The 20,960-nt window shown below is 66.0% G+C and carries 19 protein-coding genes and 1 pseudogene; 12 read left to right on the plus strand and 8 right to left on the minus strand.

What is annotated here, in order from left to right; genetic code table 11:
• Positions 1-42: 42 nt before the first annotated feature.
• The 3 genes from RBR52_RS08825 to rsmA are packed head-to-tail and all read left to right on the plus strand — an operon-like array spanning position 43 to position 4,597.
• Positions 43-2,343, plus strand: coding sequence for an LPS-assembly protein LptD (locus RBR52_RS08825; protein ID WP_320376841.1), 2,301 nt, complete (start codon positions 43-45; stop codon positions 2,341-2,343).
• Positions 2,336-3,754 (plus strand): peptidylprolyl isomerase, encoded by a 1,419-nt coding sequence (locus tag RBR52_RS08830; protein ID WP_320376842.1) that lies wholly within the window; start codon positions 2,336-2,338, stop codon positions 3,752-3,754. The genes RBR52_RS08825 and RBR52_RS08830 overlap by 8 nt, the downstream gene beginning before the upstream one ends.
• 36 nt (positions 3,755-3,790) lie before the next feature.
• The gene (rsmA, locus tag RBR52_RS08835; RefSeq protein ID WP_320376843.1) at positions 3,791-4,597 is read left to right on the plus strand and encodes a 16S rRNA (adenine(1518)-N(6)/adenine(1519)-N(6))-dimethyltransferase RsmA; all 807 of its coding nucleotides are present in this window, start codon (positions 3,791-3,793) and stop codon (positions 4,595-4,597) included.
• Between the two features lie 175 nt (positions 4,598-4,772).
• Here the strand turns inward: rsmA and RBR52_RS08840 are convergent.
• The 3 genes and pseudogenes from RBR52_RS08840 to RBR52_RS08850 all read right to left on the minus strand — a co-directional run.
• Positions 4,773-5,177: pseudogene (locus tag RBR52_RS08840) on the minus strand (barstar family protein); the annotation flags it as partial.
• A 4-nt stretch (positions 5,178-5,181) separates the two neighbouring features.
• Positions 5,182-5,622: a ribonuclease domain-containing protein gene (locus RBR52_RS08845; protein WP_320376844.1), complete on the minus strand. Its 441-nt coding sequence runs from the start codon at positions 5,620-5,622 to the stop codon at positions 5,182-5,184.
• 430 nt (positions 5,623-6,052) lie between these two features.
• Complete coding sequence (locus RBR52_RS08850; protein WP_320376845.1) at positions 6,053-8,341, minus strand: NADP-dependent malic enzyme; 2,289 nt, start codon at positions 8,339-8,341, stop codon at positions 6,053-6,055.
• Between the two features lie 136 nt (positions 8,342-8,477).
• Here RBR52_RS08850 and thiL point away from each other — a divergent pair, with 136 nt between their 5' ends.
• From thiL to RBR52_RS08865, 3 genes are read left to right on the plus strand one after another with little or no spacing between them, the layout of a single operon-like run.
• Positions 8,478-9,449 (plus strand): thiamine-phosphate kinase, encoded by a 972-nt coding sequence (gene thiL / locus RBR52_RS08855; protein WP_320376846.1) that lies wholly within the window; start codon positions 8,478-8,480, stop codon positions 9,447-9,449.
• 4 nt (positions 9,450-9,453) lie between these two features.
• The gene (locus tag RBR52_RS08860) at positions 9,454-9,975 is read left to right on the plus strand and encodes a phosphatidylglycerophosphatase A (protein ID WP_320376847.1); all 522 of its coding nucleotides are present in this window, start codon (positions 9,454-9,456) and stop codon (positions 9,973-9,975) included.
• Positions 9,976-9,979: 4 nt separating this feature from the next.
• A complete protein-coding gene (locus RBR52_RS08865; RefSeq protein ID WP_320376848.1) occupies positions 9,980-10,492 on the plus strand; it encodes a CinA family protein in 513 nt (170 codons plus the stop codon).
• 13 nt (positions 10,493-10,505) lie between these two features.
• Here RBR52_RS08865 and RBR52_RS08870 read toward each other — a convergent pair whose 3' ends face one another.
• Positions 10,506-11,126: a glutathione S-transferase family protein gene (locus tag RBR52_RS08870; RefSeq protein WP_320376849.1), complete on the minus strand. Its 621-nt coding sequence runs from the start codon at positions 11,124-11,126 to the stop codon at positions 10,506-10,508.
• A 187-nt stretch (positions 11,127-11,313) separates the two neighbouring features.
• On the opposite strand from RBR52_RS08870, the gene purB reads away from it, so the two are divergent.
• A complete protein-coding gene (purB, locus tag RBR52_RS08875; protein ID WP_320376954.1) occupies positions 11,314-12,711 on the plus strand; it encodes an adenylosuccinate lyase in 1,398 nt (465 codons plus the stop codon).
• Between the two features lie 20 nt (positions 12,712-12,731).
• On the plus strand, positions 12,732-13,094 hold the full coding sequence (locus RBR52_RS08880) for a phage holin family protein (protein WP_320376850.1): 363 nt from the start codon (positions 12,732-12,734) through the stop codon (positions 13,092-13,094).
• Positions 13,095-13,172: 78 nt separating this feature from the next.
• Here RBR52_RS08880 and htpX read toward each other — a convergent pair whose 3' ends face one another.
• From htpX to def, 3 genes are all read right to left on the minus strand, one after another.
• Complete coding sequence (gene htpX, locus RBR52_RS08885; RefSeq protein ID WP_320376851.1) at positions 13,173-14,042, minus strand: zinc metalloprotease HtpX; 870 nt, start codon at positions 14,040-14,042, stop codon at positions 13,173-13,175.
• A 126-nt stretch (positions 14,043-14,168) separates the two neighbouring features.
• Positions 14,169-15,128: a methionyl-tRNA formyltransferase gene (gene fmt, locus RBR52_RS08890; protein WP_320376955.1), complete on the minus strand. Its 960-nt coding sequence runs from the start codon at positions 15,126-15,128 to the stop codon at positions 14,169-14,171.
• Positions 15,129-15,163: 35 nt separating this feature from the next.
• A complete protein-coding gene (gene def, locus RBR52_RS08895) occupies positions 15,164-15,670 on the minus strand; it encodes a peptide deformylase (RefSeq protein WP_320376852.1) in 507 nt (168 codons plus the stop codon).
• A 382-nt stretch (positions 15,671-16,052) separates the two neighbouring features.
• Here def and RBR52_RS08900 point away from each other — a divergent pair, with 382 nt between their 5' ends.
• From RBR52_RS08900 to RBR52_RS08915, 4 genes are all read left to right on the plus strand, one after another.
• Complete coding sequence (locus tag RBR52_RS08900; protein ID WP_320376853.1) at positions 16,053-17,180, plus strand: LysM peptidoglycan-binding domain-containing protein; 1,128 nt, start codon at positions 16,053-16,055, stop codon at positions 17,178-17,180.
• 188 nt (positions 17,181-17,368) lie between these two features.
• Positions 17,369-18,505 (plus strand): DNA-processing protein DprA, encoded by a 1,137-nt coding sequence (dprA, locus tag RBR52_RS08905; protein WP_320376854.1) that lies wholly within the window; start codon positions 17,369-17,371, stop codon positions 18,503-18,505.
• Positions 18,506-18,583: 78 nt separating this feature from the next.
• Complete coding sequence (locus RBR52_RS08910) at positions 18,584-19,042, plus strand: DUF494 domain-containing protein (RefSeq protein WP_320376855.1); 459 nt, start codon at positions 18,584-18,586, stop codon at positions 19,040-19,042.
• Positions 19,043-19,103: 61 nt separating this feature from the next.
• On the plus strand, positions 19,104-19,928 hold the full coding sequence (locus RBR52_RS08915; protein ID WP_320376856.1) for a hypothetical protein: 825 nt from the start codon (positions 19,104-19,106) through the stop codon (positions 19,926-19,928).
• Positions 19,929-19,991: 63 nt separating this feature from the next.
• Here the strand turns inward: RBR52_RS08915 and secF are convergent, their stop codons facing one another.
• Entirely contained in the window at positions 19,992-20,945 is a 954-nt protein-coding gene (gene secF, locus RBR52_RS08920) for a protein translocase subunit SecF (protein WP_320376857.1), read from the minus strand.
• Positions 20,946-20,960: the final 15 nt, after the last annotated feature.

Raw genomic sequence — 20,960 nt, forward strand, 5'->3', positions numbered from 1 at the left:
ACCACAGCACCATCAAGCGACTGCCCTGCGCCCCCGATCCCCGTGTCTTTTCCCCAGCCGCTGCCCAGCCCTCCGCGCCTAGCCCCCCTGATGCTGGCGCTGGCGCTCGCACTGGGCTGCGATGCCGCAGCGCAGGCTCAGGAGGCGGCGGCCGCAGCCGACACGTCTGCCCCGCTGCAGCTCACGCCCAGCCTGGATCTGCTGCCATACCTGCCCGCCCAGGCGCAGGCGTTCGAACCGCTGTTCGTCATCGCCGACAAGATCACCGGGCAGAACAACGTCTATGTCCACGCCACAGGCGATGTGCAGTTGCGCAAGCACAGCGTGGTCATCAAGACCGACCGCCTGCGCTATTACTTCGTCGAGAACGAGGCCGTGGCCAACGGCAATGTGCGCGTGCTGCGCGACGGCAATCTGTTCACAGGACCTGCGCTGCGCATGCAGCTCGACACCTACCGCGGCCAGATGCCCGATGCGGACTATTACTTCCGCATCACCCAGGGGCACGGTCACGCCGACAACATCGACTTCCTCGGCCGAGATCACCTGCAGGCGGACAACGCCACCTACACCACCTGCACCGCCAGCCCGGTGGACTGGTTCGTCCAGGCCACGCATCTCGACCTGAATCTGGCGGACAACACCGGCGTGGCGCGCGATGCGCGGGTGGTGTTCAAGGGCGCGACCATTCTGCCGCTGCCCTACGCCAGCTTTCCGCTGAGCGATGCACGCAAGTCCGGCTGGCTGCCGCCCACATTGGGCGTGGACAGCCGCAACGGCGTCGACCTCGCCGTGCCGTATTACTGGAACATCGCGCCCAATTACGATGCCACGCTCACCCCGAGGGTGATTCTGCGTCGCGGCTTCATGGGCAGCGTCGCGGCGCGCTGGCTGCAGCCCAACTATTCCGGGCGCAGTCAGTTCGACCTGCTGCCCTCCGACAGCAGCGATAACGGCAACAGCCGCTGGGCGGGTTATGTGCAGCAAAACGGCGGCCTGGGTCCCGGCCTGAGCTATGCGCTGAACTACCAGCGCGTATCCGACGACAACTGGTGGCAGGACTTCGGCAGCGTCAACCCGGTCATCGGCTCCAACCGCACCCTGCCGCAGCAGGCCAGTCTGACCTATGGCCTGCCGCTGGGCTATCTGCAGCTCAGCGTGAACCGCTGGCAGACGCTGCAGAACGCGAGCGCCCCCATCGCCGTGCCGTACAACCAGCAGCCGCAGCTCTACACCCATCTGCAGAGCGCGAACTACAGCGGCCTCTCCTGGCAGTTCGACTCGGCGCTCACCCGCTTCACCAACCCCACGGCGATCTCGGGCGACCGTCTCTACCTCAACCCGCAGATCAGCTATCCGCTGGTGCGCCCCGGCGGTTTCATCACGCCCAGACTGTCTTTCAACTTCACCCGCTACGTCACCGACACGCCGATGCCGGGCGGCGCCACCACCGTCGATCGCGCCGTGCCGACCTTCAGCCTCGACAGCGGTCTGGTGTTCGAGCGCCCCACTTCGCTGTTCGGCCGCGCGCTCAGGCAGACGCTGGAGCCGCGGCTCTATTACGTCTACACGCCGTATCGCAACCAGCAGAACCTGCCTAACTTCGACAGCGCCGACCTCGACCTGAACCTGTCGACCATCTACACCGACAACGTGTTCTCGGGCAATGACCGCATCGCCGACGCCAACAACCTGACCGCCGGCGTCACCTCGCGCCTGCTCGATCCGCAAACCGGCGTCGAACTCGGGCGGCTGACGCTCGCGCAGCGCGTGCTGTTCTCGCCGCAGCGCGTCACACTCGGCGGCGGCCCGATTCCCGCCGGGTTGAACGACACCTTCGCGCTGGCCAGCGCCAATCTCGGCGCGCACTGGAGCGCGGATGCCGCGCTGCAATACAACATGCGGCTGAAGCAAACCCAGCAGATCGCCGCAGGCGCGCGCTGGTCGCCTGGCCCGTACAAGACCCTCAGCACCAGCTACCTGTACCAAAGCGCCGCGTCGGGTCAGATTCCGCTGCGCTACATCAACACCGCCTGGCAGTGGCAGCTCAGCCGGCGTTGGTATTCGGTCGGGCAGGCCAACTACAGCATTCAGGACAAACGCTTCAACGACGGCCTGCTGGGCTTCGAGTACGACGGCGGCTGCTGGGTCGGCCGCATCGTGGTGCAGCGCAACTCGCTCACCCAGGCCACGGCCTACACCCGCATTCTTTTCCAGCTCGAACTCGTCGGCTTTTCCCGGCTGGGCAACAATCCGCTGTCGGCGCTCAAGCAGAATATCCCCGGCTACCAAATCCTCAAGCAATCCAACGCGCCCCCGAGCCGCTTCTCGAACTATGAATAAAACCCTTTTGCCAAGCGCCCTGCTGGTGATGATGCTGGCCTCACTGGCCGTCTGTGCGCAGGCGCAGGGTTTGCGGCTGCCGCCCGGTGCGGGCGCCGGACTGTCGGCGCCCGCACCGGCAGCGGCCACTGCGCCGCCGATGGCCGCACCGCCCGCGCTGCCCTCCACTTTCGGCAGTGCGCGCAGCAGCGATGGCATCGCCGCCATCGTCGGCAATCAGGTCATCACCGACTACGACCTGCAGTTGCGGGTCGAGGCCACGCGCCAGCAGGCGCAGGCCGCGGGTGCCACCCTGCCACCCATTGCCCAGCTTCGCAGCCAGGTGCTCAACCAGATGATCGACGAACTGGCGCTGGCGCAATATGCCCAGCAGATCGGCATGGGCGTGAGCAAGGACACGCTGGAGCGCGCCATCGCCCAGGTGGCGAGCAACAACAAGATGACCGTGGCCGAATTGCGCCGTGCCGTGGAAAAGGAAGGCATGGGCTGGACCACTTACCGCGACCAGCTCCAGCGCGAAATTCTCATCAGCCGCCTGCGCGAGCGCACCATGGCGCAACTGCCGCACATTTCCGAGAGCCAGATCGACGAGTTCCTGTCCAAACAGGATGCTGCGGCCGCCAGTCCGCAGGCGGCCTATGAGATCGCGCAAATCTTCCTGCCCGTGCCGCAGAATGCCAGCCCCGAACAGGTGGCTGCCGTCAAGCAGAAAATCGACGCCATCGACGCCCAGCTCAAGGCGGGCGCCGATTTCGCCCAGATCGCAAAACAAGACTCGCAGGGCGAGGGAGCCAAGCATGGCGGCGATCTGGGCATGCGCCCGGCGGATCGCTGGCCCGGCTTGTTTGTCGACACCGTGCGCAACCTGCAACCGGGGCAGATCAGCCCCGTGATCCGCAGCGCGGCCGGCTTCCACATTCTCAAGCTGCTGCAGGTCAGCGGCGAAGCGGCTGCGCCCACCACCGCCATGCAGAGCGAAGTGCGCGAAATCGTGCTCAACGCCGGCACCGACGCCCAGCGCCTGCGCGCCAAGTCCGAGCTCGATGCCATCGCCCAGGCCGTGCAGGCCGGCAAGGTGAAGTTCAGCGAAAAAGCCCGTGAACTCTCGCAAGACCCGGTCACTGCGGACAAGGGAGGCGAGCTGGGCTGGGTGCTGCCCGGACAGCTCGACCCCGTGCTCGATGCCGCGTTGCAGCATCTCAATCCGGGCGACGTCTCCGCGCCCATCGTCATGGGCAACAAGGTCGTGCTGCTGCAACTGGTGGACCGCGCCGTGCGTCCGCTCGAAGCGTCGCAGAAGCGCGCGCTGGCGCGCGAAGTGCTGCAGCGTCAGAAGGCCGCGGAAGACTTCGACGATCTGGTGCGCGATGTGCGCGAGCGCACCTATGTGCACATCCCCGAAAATGACTGACGCCTCAGTCTGGTCTGCCGAGCCACGCAGCGCGGCATGAAGCGCCCGCCAGCCCGGCCGCGTGCGGCGGCGCAGACCACGCACGTGGCGCGCAAGCGGTTCGGCCAGCATTTTCTGATCGACCCGCAGATCATCCAGGGCATCGTCGACTGCATAGCCCCAGAGGAAGGCGACCGCCTGGTGGAAATCGGCCCTGGCCTGGGCGCCTTGACTCAGGCCCTGTTGCAGCGCATTCCCCGCCTCACGGCGATAGAAATCGACCGCGACCTCGCTGCGCGCTGGCGTCGGCTGGCACCCGACAAGGTGGAGCTGATCGAGGCCGATGCGCTCGCTTTCGATTTCGCCACCCTGGGCGCCGGCCTGCGCTTGGTCGGCAACCTGCCCTACAACATTTCCACGCCGCTGCTGTTCCATCTCCTGGACGCGGCCGAGCGAGTGCGGGACCAGCACTTCATGCTGCAGAAAGAGGTGATCGACCGCATGGTGGCCTCGCCCGGCGGTCGTGATTTCGGCCGGCTGTCGGTCATGCTGCAATGGCGCTACCGCATGGCCCATTTGCTCGATGTGCCGCCCGAAGCCTTCGACCCGCCGCCCAAAGTCGATTCGGCGGTGGTGCGCATGATCCCGCTGCCCGCGCAGGAGTTGCCGCAGCTCGATAGAAAACGGCTTTCCGCACTGGTGACTGCGGCGTTCTCCCAGCGGCGCAAGCTGCTGCGACACAGCCTCGGGCCCTGGCTCGACGCGCAGGGCTATGGCGGCGACTTCGATCTGCAGCGCCGCGCCGAAGAAGTCAGCACAGACGAGTACGTCGCGCTGGCCCAGTCGCTTCCCTCAGCGGCATAAAAAATGGCGCAAGACTCCGCTGTGTCCTGCGCCATTTCCAACGCTGCGAAAACCAAGACGCATCAAACCACGAGTTGCGCCCAGGCCCCTTCCCACGGCGTGCTGACCTCGATGGTCTCGATACTGGATGCCGGCCCCGCTTCGCCCCGCATCTCCTTCCGGCCAGGAGTGCGGGTTACAGAAAAGAATAGAAGACCCTGAAGGCAATGCCACGCTCCGCCCAGAAATCGGCCGCGTCGCGGAACACATCGAGCAGGGTCTCGCGCGCCTCCTTGTCGAATCGCTGCGTCGCCGGCAACTGTTCGAGCACGACGACGAAACCGGGCTGCGGTCCGCTGCCGTGCACCACGTCGGTCAGGCAATCGTGCAGGGCGTCGAGGTTCTTGCCGAAATGCTTCGGGAACAGGAAGGAGCGCGCGATCGTCTCCAGCACTTCCTGCTTGGTGGTCGCCTCGGCGAGGTTGGCATAGAGAAAATGCTGGCCGGTCGCCTCGGCTGCCTCTTGCAACTGAGCGACACGGTAAGCCCGGATCGACTGCACGATATTGGGCCGCACCGATTTGAGCAGTACGGCGGGATCGGCATCATGGAGCGATGCGTCGGAAACTGGCATAGTGATCATGGGTGTAGTAACAAACTTCCGGATGGTGCTTGGCCCCACCGCATACGATGCGGCGCGCCCCCCGGTTTCGGGCGCCTGGAGTCGGGACGGTATATTCACGGTAATAACCGCGAGGTTTCGAGGGCAAAAGCCGCTCATAGTTTCCAAAAATGATGCCGTCCTTGTATCCCTCGAACGGGCCGCCTTGTTCGATGCGTCTCAAAACGTCTCGCGCCTGCACCGGCAGATCGGCGACCGCGACGACAGGAATTTCCGACGCCGGGAGGGATCGATGCGGTGTTTCGCGGGCCTGTGCGCAGGGCAGGGCTTGCAACCCGCCCGGTGCCAGGAACGGCAGCGTGACGAGCAGGAGCCCCGTCAGAAACAGGGAGCGCAGCGTAGAGCGAATGCACCGGCAATTCATGCTGCAGCGCGTGTTTGTGCGCGGGTGGAGGCCAATGAGAGCGCCCCCAGACCTGCCGCGTTCGCGTCAGGCCCCCCGAGGGGGATGAGAAAACTTGGGGCGGCCCTGCGTTTTCTCATGAGGCTAATGGACGCTGATGTGTTGAAATGCGATAAAGCGTTGAACAGGCAGGCAGATGACGGGCGGTTGCTCACCGCCAGAGAGCCGCCTGCTTGTTTCGACAAGGGAAGGATCGTAGCGAAATCGCCACGAAAACACAAGGATTCGCCTATTTTTTAGGCAGGCTTTGCCGCTGCAGCTTTTCCGCAGATGTTGGGTCGGCGCAGGTTTGCGTGATCTTCATGAGCGCCCCCAGGGTCGGCTCGCCGACCCGCCCCCCGTGGGGGTCAAGAAAACTTGGGGCGGCCCGGCGTTTTCTTGAGAGGGGCACTCAGAGATTGGCTTCGGCGACGGTGAGTGCGGTCATGTTGACGATGCGGCGCACGGTGCTCGATGCGGTGAGGATATGGACCGGCCTGGCCGCCCCCAGCAGAATGGGTCCGATGGCGATGTTGTTGCCTGCGGTGGCCTTGAGCAGGTTGTAGGAAATATTGGCCGCGTCCAGATCGGGGAAAACCAACAGGTTGGCCTCGCCATTCAGGGTCGATTCGGCCAGCAGACCGGCACGCAGCACGGGATCGACCGCGGTGTCGCCCTGCATTTCGCCGTCAACTTCCAGATCGGGCTCGTGCTGACGCAGCAGCGCCAGCGCCTCGCGCATTTTCACCGCGCTGGGCGCGTTCGAAGAACCGTAGTTGGAATGCGACAGCAGCGCGACCTTGGGCATGATGCCGAAGCGGCGCAGCTCCTGTGCCGCCATGCGGGTGATCTCGGCGATTTCGGCGGCTGTGGGATCGATGTTGACATGCGTGTCCACGAGTGCGACCTGCCGCCCCGGCAGCACCAGCAGGTTCATCGCCGCGTACACATCGGCGCCGGGGCGGCGGCCGATGACCTGGTCGATGTAGTGCAGATGGATATGCGTATGGCCCCAGGTGCCGCACAACATGCCGTCGGCCTCGCCCTTGTGCAGCATCATCGAGCTGATGAGGGTGAGGCGGCGGCGCATTTCGATCTTGGCCATCGCCGGGGTCACGCCCTTGCGTCCGGCGAGCTGGTGGTAGGTTTGCCAGAAGTCGCGGTAGCGCTCGTCGTGATCGGTGTTGACCACGTCGAAATCGCGCCCCTGTTCCAGCCGCAGGCCGAAACGCTCGATGCGCTGTGCGATCACCGCCGGTCGGCCCACCAGGATGGGACGGGCCAGATGCTCGTCGACGACCACGCGCACCGCGCGCAGCACGCGTTCATCCTCGCCCTCGGCATAGACGATGCGCTTTTTCGCCGCTTTCTTGGCGATGCTGAACATCGGCCGCATCAGCGCACCGGACTGATAGACGAACTGCTGCAGGCTGTCTCGGTAGGCGTCCAGATCGGCGATGGGGCGTCGCGCTACGCCGCTTTTGGCCGCCGCCTCGGCCACGGCCGGGGCGATCTTGATCATCAGCCGCGGATCGAAGGGTTTGGGGATCAGGTAGTCCGGCCCGAAGCGCAGCGGCTCGCCCACATAGGTGGCCGCCACCACGTCGCTCTGCTCGGCCTGCGCCAGCTCGGCGATGGCCTGCACCGCGGCCACCTCCATCTCCGCGGTGATGGTGGTGGCGCCGCTGTCGAGCGCGCCGCGGAAAATGTAGGGAAAACACAGCACGTTGTTGACCTGGTTCGGATAGTCAGACCGGCCCGTGGCGATGATGGCATCGGGCCGCACCGCGCGCGCCTCTTCCGGCAGGATTTCCGGATTGGGGTTGGCCAGCGCCAGGATGATGGGCTTGTCGGCCATGCGCTGCGCATACTCGGGCTTGAGCACGCCGCCGGCCGACAGCCCGAGAAACACGTCCGCGCCGTCGATGATCTCCGCCAGGGTGCGGGCCGTGGTCGCTTGAGCGAAGCGGCGCTTGTCCTCGTCCATCAGCTCGGTCCTGCCCGCATACACCACGCCGGCCAGGTCGCTGACCCAGACGTTCTCGCGCCGCAGCCCCAGATCGACCAGCAGGTTCAGGCAGGCCAGCGCCGCCGCGCCCGCGCCGGAGCACACCAGCTTGACCTGCGCGATGTCCTTGCCCACCACCTTCAGTCCATTGAGAATGGCCGCGCCGACGATGATGGCCGTGCCATGCTGGTCGTCATGGAACACCGGAATGTTCATGCGCTTGCGCAGTTTGCGCTCGACCTCGAAGCACTCCGGCGCCTTGATGTCTTCGAGGTTGATGCCGCCGAAGGTGGGCTCTAGCGCGGTGATGATCTCGACCAGCCTGGCCGGGTCTTTTTCGTTCACTTCGATGTCGAACACGTCGATGCCCGCGAACTTCTTGAACAGCACCGCCTTGCCTTCCATCACCGGCTTGGCCGCCAGCGGGCCGATGTCGCCCAGCCCCAGCACTGCCGTGCCGTTGCTGATGACGGCCACGAGGTTGCCGCGCGCGGTGTAGCGGAACGCATCGTCGGGATGCGCGTGGATTTCCTCGCAGGCCGAGGCCACGCCCGGCGAATACGCCAGCGCCAGATCGCGCTGATTGGACAACTGCTTGGTGGCGATGACCGCCAGTTTGCCGGGGCGGGGAAACTCGTGGTACTCGAGCGCGGCCTGGCGCAGCTTGGCCTGGGTGTCTTCGGGGCTGGACATGAAGTCTCCTCCTCACGCGGCCGTCGTGAACGTTTCGCATCTTGTCGCCGCACGGGAAGCAAGCATTGTAGGAGCCTGCCGACGCACGGTTATGCGAACATGGCGCGCAAAACATCTCCAACGGCACAACCTTTCCATGACCGCACCGCTTGGCGAATTCGATCTCATCGCCCGCTACTTCACCCGTCCTGCGCGCCGCGCCTTCCTCGGTGTGGGCGACGACTGCGCCTTGCTGCCCGCGCCCGCAGCGGACGAGCAACTGGCCATTTCCAGCGACATGCTGGTGGAGGGCCGACATTTCCTGCCCGGCGCCGACCCCGAGGCTCTGGGGTACAAGGCGCTGGCGGTCAACCTGTCGGATCTGGCCGCCGTGGGCGCAAGGCCGCACGCCTTCACCCTGGCGATGGCCCTGCCCGAGGCCGATGCACGCTGGCTCGAAGGCTTCGCCCGCGGCTTGTTCGCCCTGGCCGACGCCCACGACATCGAACTGATCGGCGGCGACACCACCCGCGGCCCGCGCAACCTCTGCCTCACCGTGCTGGGGCTCGTACCCCGCGGTCAGGCGCTGTTGCGCAGCGGCGCGCAGCCCGGCGACGACCTTTGGGTCTCGGGCACGGTGGGCGACGCCCGGCTGGCGCTGGGCCATCGCCTGGGCGAATGGGCGCTGGATGCCCCGACGCAGGCGGCGACTTTTCTCCGCATGGACCGTCCCACACCGCGCGTGACGCTCGGTCTGGCGCTGCGCGGTCTGGCACACGCCGCCATCGATGTGTCCGACGGGCTGCTTGCCGACCTCGGCCACATCCTGCGCCAAAGCCGGGTGGGCGCAGTCGTTCAGGCGGACGATTGCCCGGCCAGCGCATCCCTGCGCGACCAGCCTTTGATGCGCCGCCGCCTGTGCCAACTTGCGGGCGGCGACGATTACGAGCTGTTGTTCACCGCGCCACCCGCTGCGCGCGCCGCGGTGACGGTGGCCGCGGCGCAGGCCATCACGCCCGTCACCCGCATCGGCCGCATCGACGCCGAACCGGGCCTGCGGCTGATCGACGCAAGCGGACAGGTGTTGGACAATGTCTATGCGGGTTTCGACCATTTCCGCATGCCTTGACACCATGACCGCCTCCAACCCCATTCCCACCGTCGCACGAGGCGCTTCGTGGCGCTTCATGTGGCGCAATCCCCTGCATGTGCTCGCGCTGGGTTTCGGCAGCGGGCTGTCGCCCATTGCGCCGGGCACTGCGGGCACGCTGTTCGCCTGGGCCAGCTACGCGCTGCTGTCGCTCTGGCTGGGACCGCTGGTGTGGGCCGTGGTCATCGGCATCGGCGCCGTGGTGGGCATCTGGGCCTGCGGCCATACCTCGCGCGCCCTGGGTCTGGAAGACGCTTCGCCGGTGGTGTGGGACGAAATCATCGCCTTCTGGCTGGTGCTGCTGCTCGTCACCCCCGCAGGCTGGGCGGAACAACTGGCCGCATTTCTGCTGTTTCGCGCATTCGATGCGGGCAAATGGCTGGCCGTGGGCTGGGCCGACCGCCATGTGAAAGGCGGATTTGGCATCATGCTCGACGACTTGATCGCCGCGGCGTTCACGCTGCTGGTCATGGCGCTGGGCATTCGTCTGTACGCCTGGGTCTGAGCCCATGACCCCCCTTGACTTGGACACACTCTGCCGCCTGGCCGAAGGTGTCGGCGCGGCCTATCGACTGCGCGGCTGGCGGCTGGCGACTGCGGAGTCCTGCACCGGCGGGCTGGTCTCGGCGGCGCTCACCAGTGTGGCCGGATCGAGCGACTGGTTCGACCGGGGTTTTGTCACCTACAGCAACGCCGCCAAATCCGAGCTGCTCGGGGTGGACCCTGCCCTGTTCGCCCAGGTCGGTGCGGTGAGCCCGGAGGTCGCCCGCGCGATGGCGATTGGCGCGCGGCAACGCGCGGGGGTGGAAGTCGCCGTGGCCATCACCGGTATCGCCGGGCCGGGCGGCGGCACGCCGCAAAAACCCGTCGGCACGGTGTGGTTCGGACTGGCCTGGGGAGCGGGTGACGCCGTGCACGGCGAAACCCGTCACGCGCTGTTCGAGGGCGACCGGGCCAGGGTGCGACTGCAGGCTGCCGAGCTGGCGCTGCGCTGGCTGCTGCAGACGGCGCAGCCGACGTAGCGCTTGACGCCGTTCAGCCTTGCGGCGGCGCGGTGTCGCGGAACGACGGGCGCTGCATCAGCTTGTCGTAGAGCCTGGCCAGATTGGGATACTGCTGCTGCCAGGCCAGATCGGGAAAACGGAACACCACATAACCCAGCGCCGCGCCGACGGCGATGTCGGCCAGGGTGAGGTGGTTGCCGCAGCAAAACGGCTTGTCTCCCAGACCATTCGACATGGCCTTGATGCCCGATTCCACCTTGCCCAACTGCCGCGCGATCCACGCCGGGCTGCGCTGCGCTTCGGTACGCCCCTGCCAGGTCTGTTCCAGCCGGGCCGTGGCCGCGGCGTCCATCACGCCGTCGGCCAGAGCCTCCCAGGTGCGCACTTCGGCGCGCTCGCGCCCGCCTGCGGGAATGAGCTTTCCCACGGGCGTGAGGGTGTCGAGGTATTCGACGATCACGCGCGAATCGAAAATCGTCTCGCCGTCGTCGAGCACCAGACAGGGCACCTTGCCCAGCGGGTTGAAGCGCCCGATCTGCGTCGTGTCTGACCAGACGTTTTCCTCTTCCCACTTGGCGTCGATTTTTTTCTCGGCCAGCATGATGCGCACCTTGCGCACGTAGGGACTGGTCAGGGAGCCGATGAGTTTCATGTTCAGATGCTGCGAAAGATGGTTGATTCAGTATATCAACCGGCTCAGGAGCCCGTCGGGCTTGGGGATCGCGGGCTGCAAATCCGTCGCCACATGGCATTCACACCTCCCTTTTTCGCTTTCCGCGCCCCAAGCCCGACAGTCTCCTGGCCACTGTGCGCCGCCTTCCTACAATGGCGGCATGAGTATGAACCCCACCCCGCCATCCGTTGCGCTGTCCACCCTGGACGCGCTCTCGCCCTTGGACGGGCGCTATGCCGCCAAGGTCGACGCGCTGCGCCCGCATTTGTCCGAGGCCGGGCTGATGCGCAGCCGCGTGCAGGTCGAAGTGGCCTGGTTCATCGGCCTGTCCGATCTCGGCTTGGCCGAGTTTCCCGCGCTGTCGCCCGCAGCCCGCGACGCGCTGGGCGGCCTGGTCGCCGGATTCGGCAGCGCGCAGGCCGCCGAGATCAAGGCCATCGAGCGCACCACCAACCACGACGTCAAGGCGGTGGAATACTGGCTCAAGGCGCAGACGGCCGACATGCCCGAGGTGCATCGGCACGCCGAGTTCTTCCACTTCGCCTGCACCTCCGAAGACATCAACAACACCGCGCACGGCCTGATGCTCGCGGGCGCGCGCCGCGAGGTCGTCATGCCCTTGCTGCAGCGCGTGCTGCGCCGGCTGCTCGACCTCACCGCCGAGCTGGCCGAACAGCCCATGCTGTCGCGCACCCACGGCCAGACCGCCAGCCCCACCACCCTGGGCAAGGAATTCGCCAACGTCGCCTATCGCCTGCAGCGCGCCATGGCGGCCATCGAATCGGTCGAACTGAGCGCCAAGATGAACGGGGCTGTGGGCAACTACAACGCGCATCTGGCGGCCTACCCCGAGGTGGACTGGGAGGCGTTCTCGCGCAAGGTGGTCGAGTCGCTGGGCCTGCGCTTCAACCCCTACACCATCCAGATCGAGCCGCACGACGCCATGGCCGAGCTGTTCGATGCCATCGCCCGCACCAACACCCTGCTCATCGACCTCAGCCGAGACATCTGGGGCTATGTCTCCTGGGGCTATTTCAAGCAGAAAACCCTGGCGGGCGAGATCGGTTCGTCCACCATGCCGCACAAGGTCAATCCCATCGACTTCGAGAATGCCGAGGGCAATCTGGGCATCGCCAACGCGCTGCTGCGTCACCTCAGCGACAAGCTGCCCATCTCGCGTTTCCAGCGCGACCTGACCGACTCGACGGTGTTGCGCAATATGGGCGTGGCGCTGGGCCACGGCGTGCTCGCCTGGGACTCTCTGCTGCGCGGGCTCGACAAGCTGCTGGTCCATCCTCAGCGGCTGCAAGAAGATCTCGACAACGCCTGGGAAGTGCTGGCCGAGCCGGTACAGACCGTCATGCGCCGGCACGGCCTGCCCAACCCCTACGAGCAGCTCAAGGAACTGACCCGCGGCAAGGCCATCACTGCAGACTCGATGCGTGCCTTCATCGAAGAGCTGGACCTGCCCGAAAACGACCGCGAGCGCCTGCTCGCGCTGACGCCGGCCAGCTACACCGGACTGGCGGCCGAGTTGGCCAAACGGATGGCGGCAACGCGCTAAAGATAAAGAGGTAGCAAACCATGCTCAAACTCCTGCTGAAGTGGCTGCTTTCCGCCTGCGCCCTGCTGGCCGTGGCCTATCTCTACGGCGGCGTGCAGGTCGCCGGTTTTGGCGCGGCCATGTGGGCGGCGCTGTTCATCGGTCTGCTCAATGCGCTGGTGCGGCCCATTCTGTTCATCCTCACCCTGCCGATCACCATCCTGACCCTCGGGCTGTTTTTGTTCGTGCTCAACGCCGCGATGTTCTACGCGGCTTCGGGCGTGATCGACGGTTTTCATGTGCGCAGCTTCGGCGCGGCGCTGCTCGGGTCGATTCTCTACAGCATCGCCGGGGTCATCATCGACAGTGCGCTCGAAGGGCTGCGATTCGGGCGGCGCTGGTAGGCGCGCGCAGCGGGCGCTCACAAAAGCCCGGCAAGCCTTGCGGCCTGCCGGGCCTTTGCCTTGTCAGGACCCGTGCCTTCAGCCTTGCCAGGCCCGCGCCGTGCCGGTCTGGGCCATCTGCATCAAACGCGCGACACGCTCCTCGGTGGCCGGGTGCGTGCTGAACAGTTTGGCGATGCCGCCGCCATGCAGAGGGTTGAGAATCATCATCTGCGCCGTGGCCGGATGCTCTTCGGCGGCTTGAAACGGTACGCCGCGCGCATAGGCCTCGATCTTCTGCAAGGCCGAAGCCAACGCGGCGGGATCGCCCGAAATCTCGGCTCCGCCGCGATCGGCCTCGAATTCGCGGGCGCGGGAAATCGCCATCTGGATCAGGCTTGCCGCCAGCGGCGCGAGCAGCGCCACGGCAATGCCGGCGATCGGGTTCACCGGGCGGCCTTCGGAATCGCGCCCGCCGAAGAACATCGCAAAATTCGCCAGCGCCGAAATCGCGCCGGCCATCGTCGCCGAAATGGTGGAGATCAGAATGTCGCGGTGCTTCACATGCGCCAGTTCATGCGCCATCACCCCGCGCAGTTCGCGCGCGCTGAGCACGCGCAGGATGCCGGTGGTGGCGGCGACAGCCGCATGTTCCGGGCCGCGCCCGGTGGCGAAGGCATTGGGCGCGTCTTCCTGGATGAGATAGACCCGCGGCATCGGCAGCCCGGCGCGCTGCGCGAGTTCCTGCACCATGGCGTAGAACTGCGGCGCGCTGCTGGCGTCGACCTGCTGCGCGTTGTACATCTTCAGCACCATCTTGTCGCTGAACCAGTAGCTGAAGAAGTTCATGCCCAGCGCGAACAGCAGCGCCAGCACCATGCCCTGCCGTCCGCCCAGCATGGAGCCGATCACGACGAACAGCGCGGTGATCGCAGCCATCAGAATGGCGGTTTTCATGATGTTGAACATGCTCGACTCCGATACGTTTGGATACAACGGCGCTAGATTGTGCAGCGAAACGAAAGTTCAAGACCGGAACGAGGATTTACAAGGGTGTTGAACAGGGTTTGAGACAGGGCTTGAGTCCTTCGGGGCTCAGCCGAGCGTCAGCCCCGTGAGGTCGGCTGCGCCTTGCAGCCATTGCGCCACGCTCTGCATCGTGCCGCCGGGTTTTTGCAGCCGTGTGATGCGCAGCACCCCTTCGCCGCAACACACATCTAGCCCCTCGGCGGTCATCTGCCGCACCCAGCCGGGCGGGCCGGAATGCATCGGTCCGTTCAATGCCGTGGCCGCGCCCACCTTGACCACGGCGCCATCCGGCAGAAAGAACTGCGTGCCCGGCCAGGGGGTGAAGGCGCGCACCCTGCGGGCGAGCAGCTCCGCAGGCTGGTTCCACTGCATCTGCGCTTCGCCCTTGCCGATTTTCGCCGCATACGTCACCTCGGCTTCGGGCTGAGGGCGCGGATGCAACTCCCCGCGCTCCAGCGCGCCCAGCCCCTGCACCACCAGCGCCGCGCCCAGGGTGGCCAGTTTGTCGTGCAAGGTGGCCGCGGTGTCCGTGGCATCGATCGGCAGGGCCTGCTCCAGCAGCATGTCGCCGGTATCGAGCCCGGCGTCCATCTGCATCAGGGTGATGCCCGTCTGCGCGTCTCCCGCCTCGATGGCGCGCTGGATCGGCGCCGCCCCACGCCAGCGCGGCAGCAGCGAGGCGTGAATGTTCAGACAACCGTGGCGCGGCAGGGTCAACACAGTCGTGGGCAAAATCAGTCCATAGGCGGCTACGACCAGCACGTCCGCCTGCGCGTCTTGCAGCGCTGCGTGGGCCTGCGCGGCCTGTTCGGCATGGCGCCCGTCCAGCCGCAGACCCTGGGGCTGGATCGTCTCGATCTGCGCCGCAGCTGCGACCTGCTTGACCGGGCTGGATTGCAGCTTCATGCCACGACCCGCAGGACGGTCGGGCTGGGTCAGCACCAGCGGCACGGTGTAGCCCGCGCTCAGAATGGCACGCAGCGCTTGAGCGGCAAACTCCGGCGTGCCCGCAAACGCCACGCGCAACTGTCGCGCCGGGGATGAAACGGGAACGGCCTGGCTCAAGCAGCCTGCCTTTGCCTTTTCAGCATCTTGCTCCTGATCCGGCTGCGCTTGAGCGGGGAGAGGTAATCGACGAACACCTTGCCGATGAGGTGATCCATCTCGTGCTGGATGCATACGGCGGTCAGTCCGTCGGCATCCATCTCGAAGGGCTGGCCTTGCGTGTCCAGCGCGCGCACCCGCACCGAGGCCGGGCGCGTGACCTTGTCGAAAACGCCAGGAACGGACAGACAGCCTTCTTCCCATTCCTTGTTTTCGGCGCTGTGGCGCAAGATTTCGGGGTTGATCAGCGCCAGCGGTTGATTGCGTTCTTCCGAGGTGTCCATGACGATGATGCGCTCGTGCACGTCGACCTGCGTCGCGGCCAGCCCGACGCCATTGGAGGCGTACATGGTCTTGAACATCGCGTCGATCAGCGCGCGCACGCGGTCATCCACCGCCGCCACCGGCTTGGCCACGGTGTGAAGACGCGGATCGGGGTATTGAAGTATGGTCAGGTCATCCATGTTTCGCATTTTAGTTATTTGCGATGGAAATGGCTTTATCCATTGTCAAAATGGGGCGACCTGTTCGCAGAGAGCCGCCCGCAACATTCTTGCAACTGCCGCGCCGCCCAAACCCCTGTCAAACAGTGATTTGATTGCCGCATCAAGGTGTTGCATGCACAATGTGCCCAACAATTCTGAAATAGAGACCCTGGAATCGCAAATTTCCACGGGGGGCAGATTCACAAAGGACCACACCGCGCCGGGCGTGGCCACCGTTTCGATCTGGGGACTTTGCGCCATGCTGAGACAGGCTTTGCACCATCCTTTCAACCTTTTCTCATTCGGTCTGTGCTCATCTCGTTTGCGCCCATCGCGCCTGAGCCGTTGTGCGCCAGCCGCCGTGTTGGCGCTGGCCGCAGCGGCACCGTGGGCTCACGCCGCCGAAGTTCAGCCCGCCGCCCCTTCGCTGCATGGGCTGCCGAACTATCCCGTCCCCCCGACGCAGCGCGCCCAGGCCGAATTGACCGCGCAAACCGGCGTGCCGGTTTCCGAGCTGGCCGCCAACGCGCCCCCGCGTTACACCGTCAAGCGCGGCGATACCCTGTGGGCGATTTCCGGCATGTATCTGCGCAAGCCCTGGGACTGGCCCAAGTTGTGGGGCATGAACCTGCAGCAGATCCGCAACCCGCACTGGATCTTTCCGGGGCAGGTGCTTTTTCTCCACATCGCCGATGGCCGCGCCCGCCTCAGCCTGGGGCAGGGCGATCAAGGCATCCCGACCGTGGTGCTCAAACCGCGGGTCGAGTCCAGCGCGTTGCCGCCCGAGGGCATTCCCACCATCTCGCCCGAACTCATCGCCCCCTTCCTCACCCAGCCGCTGCTCGTCGAGCCCGATACGCTCGAAGCCTCGCCGCGCATCGTCGCCTTGCCCAAGGGTCACACCATGGCCTCCCCCGGCACCCAGGTCTATGTGCGCGGCGATGTGAGCAAGGCCACGCGCTACCAGATCTACCGCCCGGCCAAGCCGCTGGTCGATCCGGCCACGAAAAAAATCATCGCCTATCAGTCCGAATACCTCGGCACGACCCAACTTGTGGAACCGCCCTCCGGGCCGGATGCGGTGTCGGTGTTTCGTGTCGATGGCATCGAGCGTGAAGTCGGCGTGGGCGACCGCCTGGTCATCGCGCCGCCGCGCGAGTACCTCAACTACACCCCGCACGCCCCGGCCAAGCCGATCAGCGGCGACATCGTCTCGATCTACGGCGACCTGAACATGGCCGCGAAGAACAGCGTGGTCGCGCTCAACCGCGGGGCCGACGACGGGCTGGAGCGCGGCGACGTGCTGGCGCTGTGGCACAACAGCCGCAGGGTCGAGGACGTGACCGCGCCGGGCAAGCCCGAGATCGAGTTGCCCGACCGCCGCATCGGCTTGATGATGGTGTTCCGCACTTTCAAGCATGTAGCCTATGCGCTCATCCTGTCGGCCGACGAGCCCGTCGAAGTCGCCGACCGCTTCACCCAGCCCTGAGAGGGTGTGAACAAATCCGCCATGCCCGCTCATCGCGCCCAAAGCGCCCCCCTGCAGCGTTGCAAATGCGCGCCGTGCCGACCGGGCACGGCTGTGCTTTGCGCCTTGATTGGAGCACTTTGGACGCACTGCTCGGCCACGCCGGATTCATTCATACCCTCTGAGCGCAGTCTTCGTCACGGTCGAGGATGACGCCACCCGACGATCTGGCCGACTGGCTGCGGCTGATGCAGACGCCGGGCGTGGGCGCGCTCACCGCGCGGCAACTGCTGTCCGTCTTCGGACCGCCGGCGCTGATTTTCCAGGCCTCGCATGCGGCGCTGACCCAGGTGGTCAGCGCCGCCGTCGCTGCGTCGCTGCTGGCTGGCCCCGACTCCGAAACCCGCGACCTCATCGCCCGCACCCTGGAATGGGCTGCCCAGCCGGGGCGCGCCTGCATCACCCTGGACGATCCGGCCTATCCGCAAAGCCTGCTCGACATCACCGATCCGCCGCCGCTGCTCTACGCCCTGGGCAACGCCGCGCTGCTGAATGCCCCGAGGCGGCTGGCGATGGTCGGCGCCCGCACCCCCACCGCGCAGGGCGCACGCGACGCCCAGGCCTTCGCGCAGGCCTTCAGCGAAGCCGGGGTCACCATCGTGTCGGGCTTCGCCTTGGGCATCGACGCCGCCGCGCATCGTGGCGCGCTGGCCGCGACGGGCGCGCAGGCCGGCTCGACCATCGCCGTGCTCGGCACCGGGAGCGACCGCGTGTATCCGCCGCGTCACAAGGAGCTGGCGCATCTCGTCGCCGAGCGCGGGCTGCTGCTGTCCGAGTTCGCGCTGGGCACGGCTCCGGCGAAGGGCAATTTTCCGCGTCGCAACCGTCTCATCAGCGGCCTGTCGCGCGGCGTGTTGGTGGTCGAAGCCGCCACGCATTCCGGCTCGCTCATCACCGCGCGGCTGGCGGGCGAGCAGGGGCGCGAAGTCTTCGCCATGCCCGGCTCGATCCACAACCCCCTGGCGCATGGCTGCCACCGCCTCATCCGCGAAGGCGCCAAGCTGGTGGAAACTGCGCAGGACGTGCTGGAGGAATTCGGCTGGGACGCACCCCTGCCCAGGCGCGCCGTTGAGGAGATCGACAGGGATGCCGTCCCTGCAACAGAAAACCCGCCCGAATGCGACATCCTGCGCGCCCTGGGTTACGACATCCGCGACTTCGACGACCTCGGCGCGCGCACCGGCTGGCCCGCCGACCGGCTCGGCGCCCGCCTGCTCGAACTTGAACTGCAAGGCCGGGTCGCGCGCCTGCCAGGCGGTCGGTTTCAGCGCATCGCCCGCGCCTGAATATCGCGCAGCAGCGCGACAAACCCGTCAAAACCGCCGCGAAGCCCTCGGTCATCGCGTCATGCATAGAATGACCCCATGTTCGACATCCTCATGTATCTCTACGAGTCCTACTGGCATCCGGAGGCCTGCCCCGAGTTTGGGCAGCTCACGCGCAAACTCAGCGCCGCCGGGTTCGAGAACGACGAGATCCACGAAGCCCTCGACTGGCTCCGCGGGCTCGACAGCGCCGTAGGCGGCCTGCAGACGCAGCACGCGCAGAGCGCGCACGCCATTCGTCTTTACGCCCAGCAGGAGCTCGACTGCCTCGGGCTGGAAGCCATCGGCTATCTCAACTTCCTCGAAACCGCCGGGGTGCTCAAACCGCATCTGCGCGAGCTCACCATAGAACGCGCGCTGGCCACGGGCATGCAGCCTCTGCCGCTGGAGCATCTCAAGACCATCGTGCTGATGATTTTCTGGCGTCTGGACGAAGAGCCCGACGCCCTCATCCTCGACGAGTTGTTCGTCGAAGCCGACGACCGCGTGGTGCACTGAGCTGACATCGACCGGTCGGCCCTGGCAGCGACGTGACTCACCCCATCCTGAAAGATTTCCGATGCCCGTTTCTCCCCTCCGCCTCAGCCTGGGCGCCGCCCTGCTGGCCAGTCTCACCCTCGCCGGTTGCGGCGGCTCGTCCGGTACCAACTATTCCGGCTCGACCGTGGCGGGGCAGGTGCTGATGGCAGCGAACGGTCCGGTCAACGGCAACGGCACAAACAACGTCTGCGCCTATGCCATCGTCAACGGCCAGGGCAACCCGCTGGACGCGGCGGTGACACCCTACTACAGCTACGGCACGCTGCTGGCCTGCGTGCCCAGCGCCGCCGACGGCCGCTACAGCATCGACCTCACCAGCTTCTACGGCCCGGTGCTGCTGCAGGTCACCGGCGGCACCTACAGCTACCAGGGCGTGTCGCAAACGCTCAACAGCCTCACCTCCACCGCGCTCAACCTCGCCGCCGGCGCCAGCAACGCCGCGCTGGCGACCAACGCCAGCCTGCAGGCCATGGTCAACGTGGGCGGCGGCGGCACCGTCACGGCCAACATCACCCCGCTGACCACGTTTGCCGTGGCCCGCATCACCCCCAACAGCGGCCTGACGATGGCCAACTACGCCGCCTCGCTGCAGCACATCGCCGGACAGTTCGACCTGGGCAGCCTGGCGCTGGCCACCACGACCCCCGTGGCTGCAGACGCCTACGACAAGGCGCTGCTCGGGGTGGATCAGTACCTGCTCGATATGGGCACCACGCTGGGGGCCACCCACGACCCCTACGGCGCCAATCTGCTCAACTGGACCAATCTCGCCACGGTGTCGGTCGACTACACCACGGCCTACAACCAGGCCAACGGCACGAGCGCGAATTTCAGCTTCAACTGAAGCCCTCGTTCCGCCCACAAAAAAGCCAGCGTGAGCCGGCTTTTTTGTGGGCGCCACAGATTTTCAAACCACCGCGCCCGCGTTCGGGTCGTTGCGGTCGCTGGGTTTGTTGCCACCCGGCTTGATCAAGTCTTCGCGCTTCACGCCGAACCACATCGCCAGGGCTGCGGCGACGAACACCGAGCTGTAGATACTCATCGAAATGCCGATGATCAGCGCCAGCGCGAAGTAATGCAGCGCCGGGCCGCCGAAGAAGAACATGGAAAACGCCATCGCCAGCGTCGAGCCGTGGGTGATGACGGTGCGGCTGATGGTGTTGGTGATGGCGCTGTCGATCACCTGCACCGTGCTGTATTTGCGGTATTTGCGGAAGTTCTCGCGCACCCGGTCGAAGATCACCACCGATTCGTTCACCGAATAGCCCAGCACCGCCAGCACCGCGGCCAGCACGGGCAGCGAGAACTCCCACTGGAACAGCGCAAAGAAGCCCAGCACGATGATGACATCGTGCAGATTGGCGAGAATGGCCGCCACCGAGAACTTCCACTCGAAGCGCACCGCCAGATAGGCGACGATGCCGACGATCACCAGCGCCAGCGCCTTGAGGCCGTCGGTGGCAAGTTCAGACCCCACCTGCGGGCCGACGAATTCGGTGCGCCGCTGCTGCGCCTGCGGATCGGCGGCCAGCAGACCCGCCATGACCTTGGCGCTCTGCTCGGAGCTGGTCTCGCCCTTGTGCAGCGGCAGGCGGATCACCACGTCGTTGGCGTTGCCGTAGGCCTGCACCTGCGCATCGGCGTAGCCGAGTTTGCCCAGGGTGGCGCGGATGGCGTCGATATTGGCGCCCTGGCTGTAGCCGACTTCCATCACCGTGCCGCCGGTGAATTCGATCGACAGGTTGAGCCCGCGGGTGACGAGGAAGAACACCGCGGCGGCGAACAGCACCACCGAGATGATGTTGAAGGTCAGCGCCGACCGCATGAACGGAATGTCGCGCTGGATACGGAAAAATTCCATGATGTGCCTTGAGTC

The sequence above is a fragment of the Thiomonas sp. genome, from assembly GCF_034007205.1.
GTDB lineage: Bacteria > Pseudomonadota > Gammaproteobacteria > Burkholderiales > Burkholderiaceae_C > Thiomonas.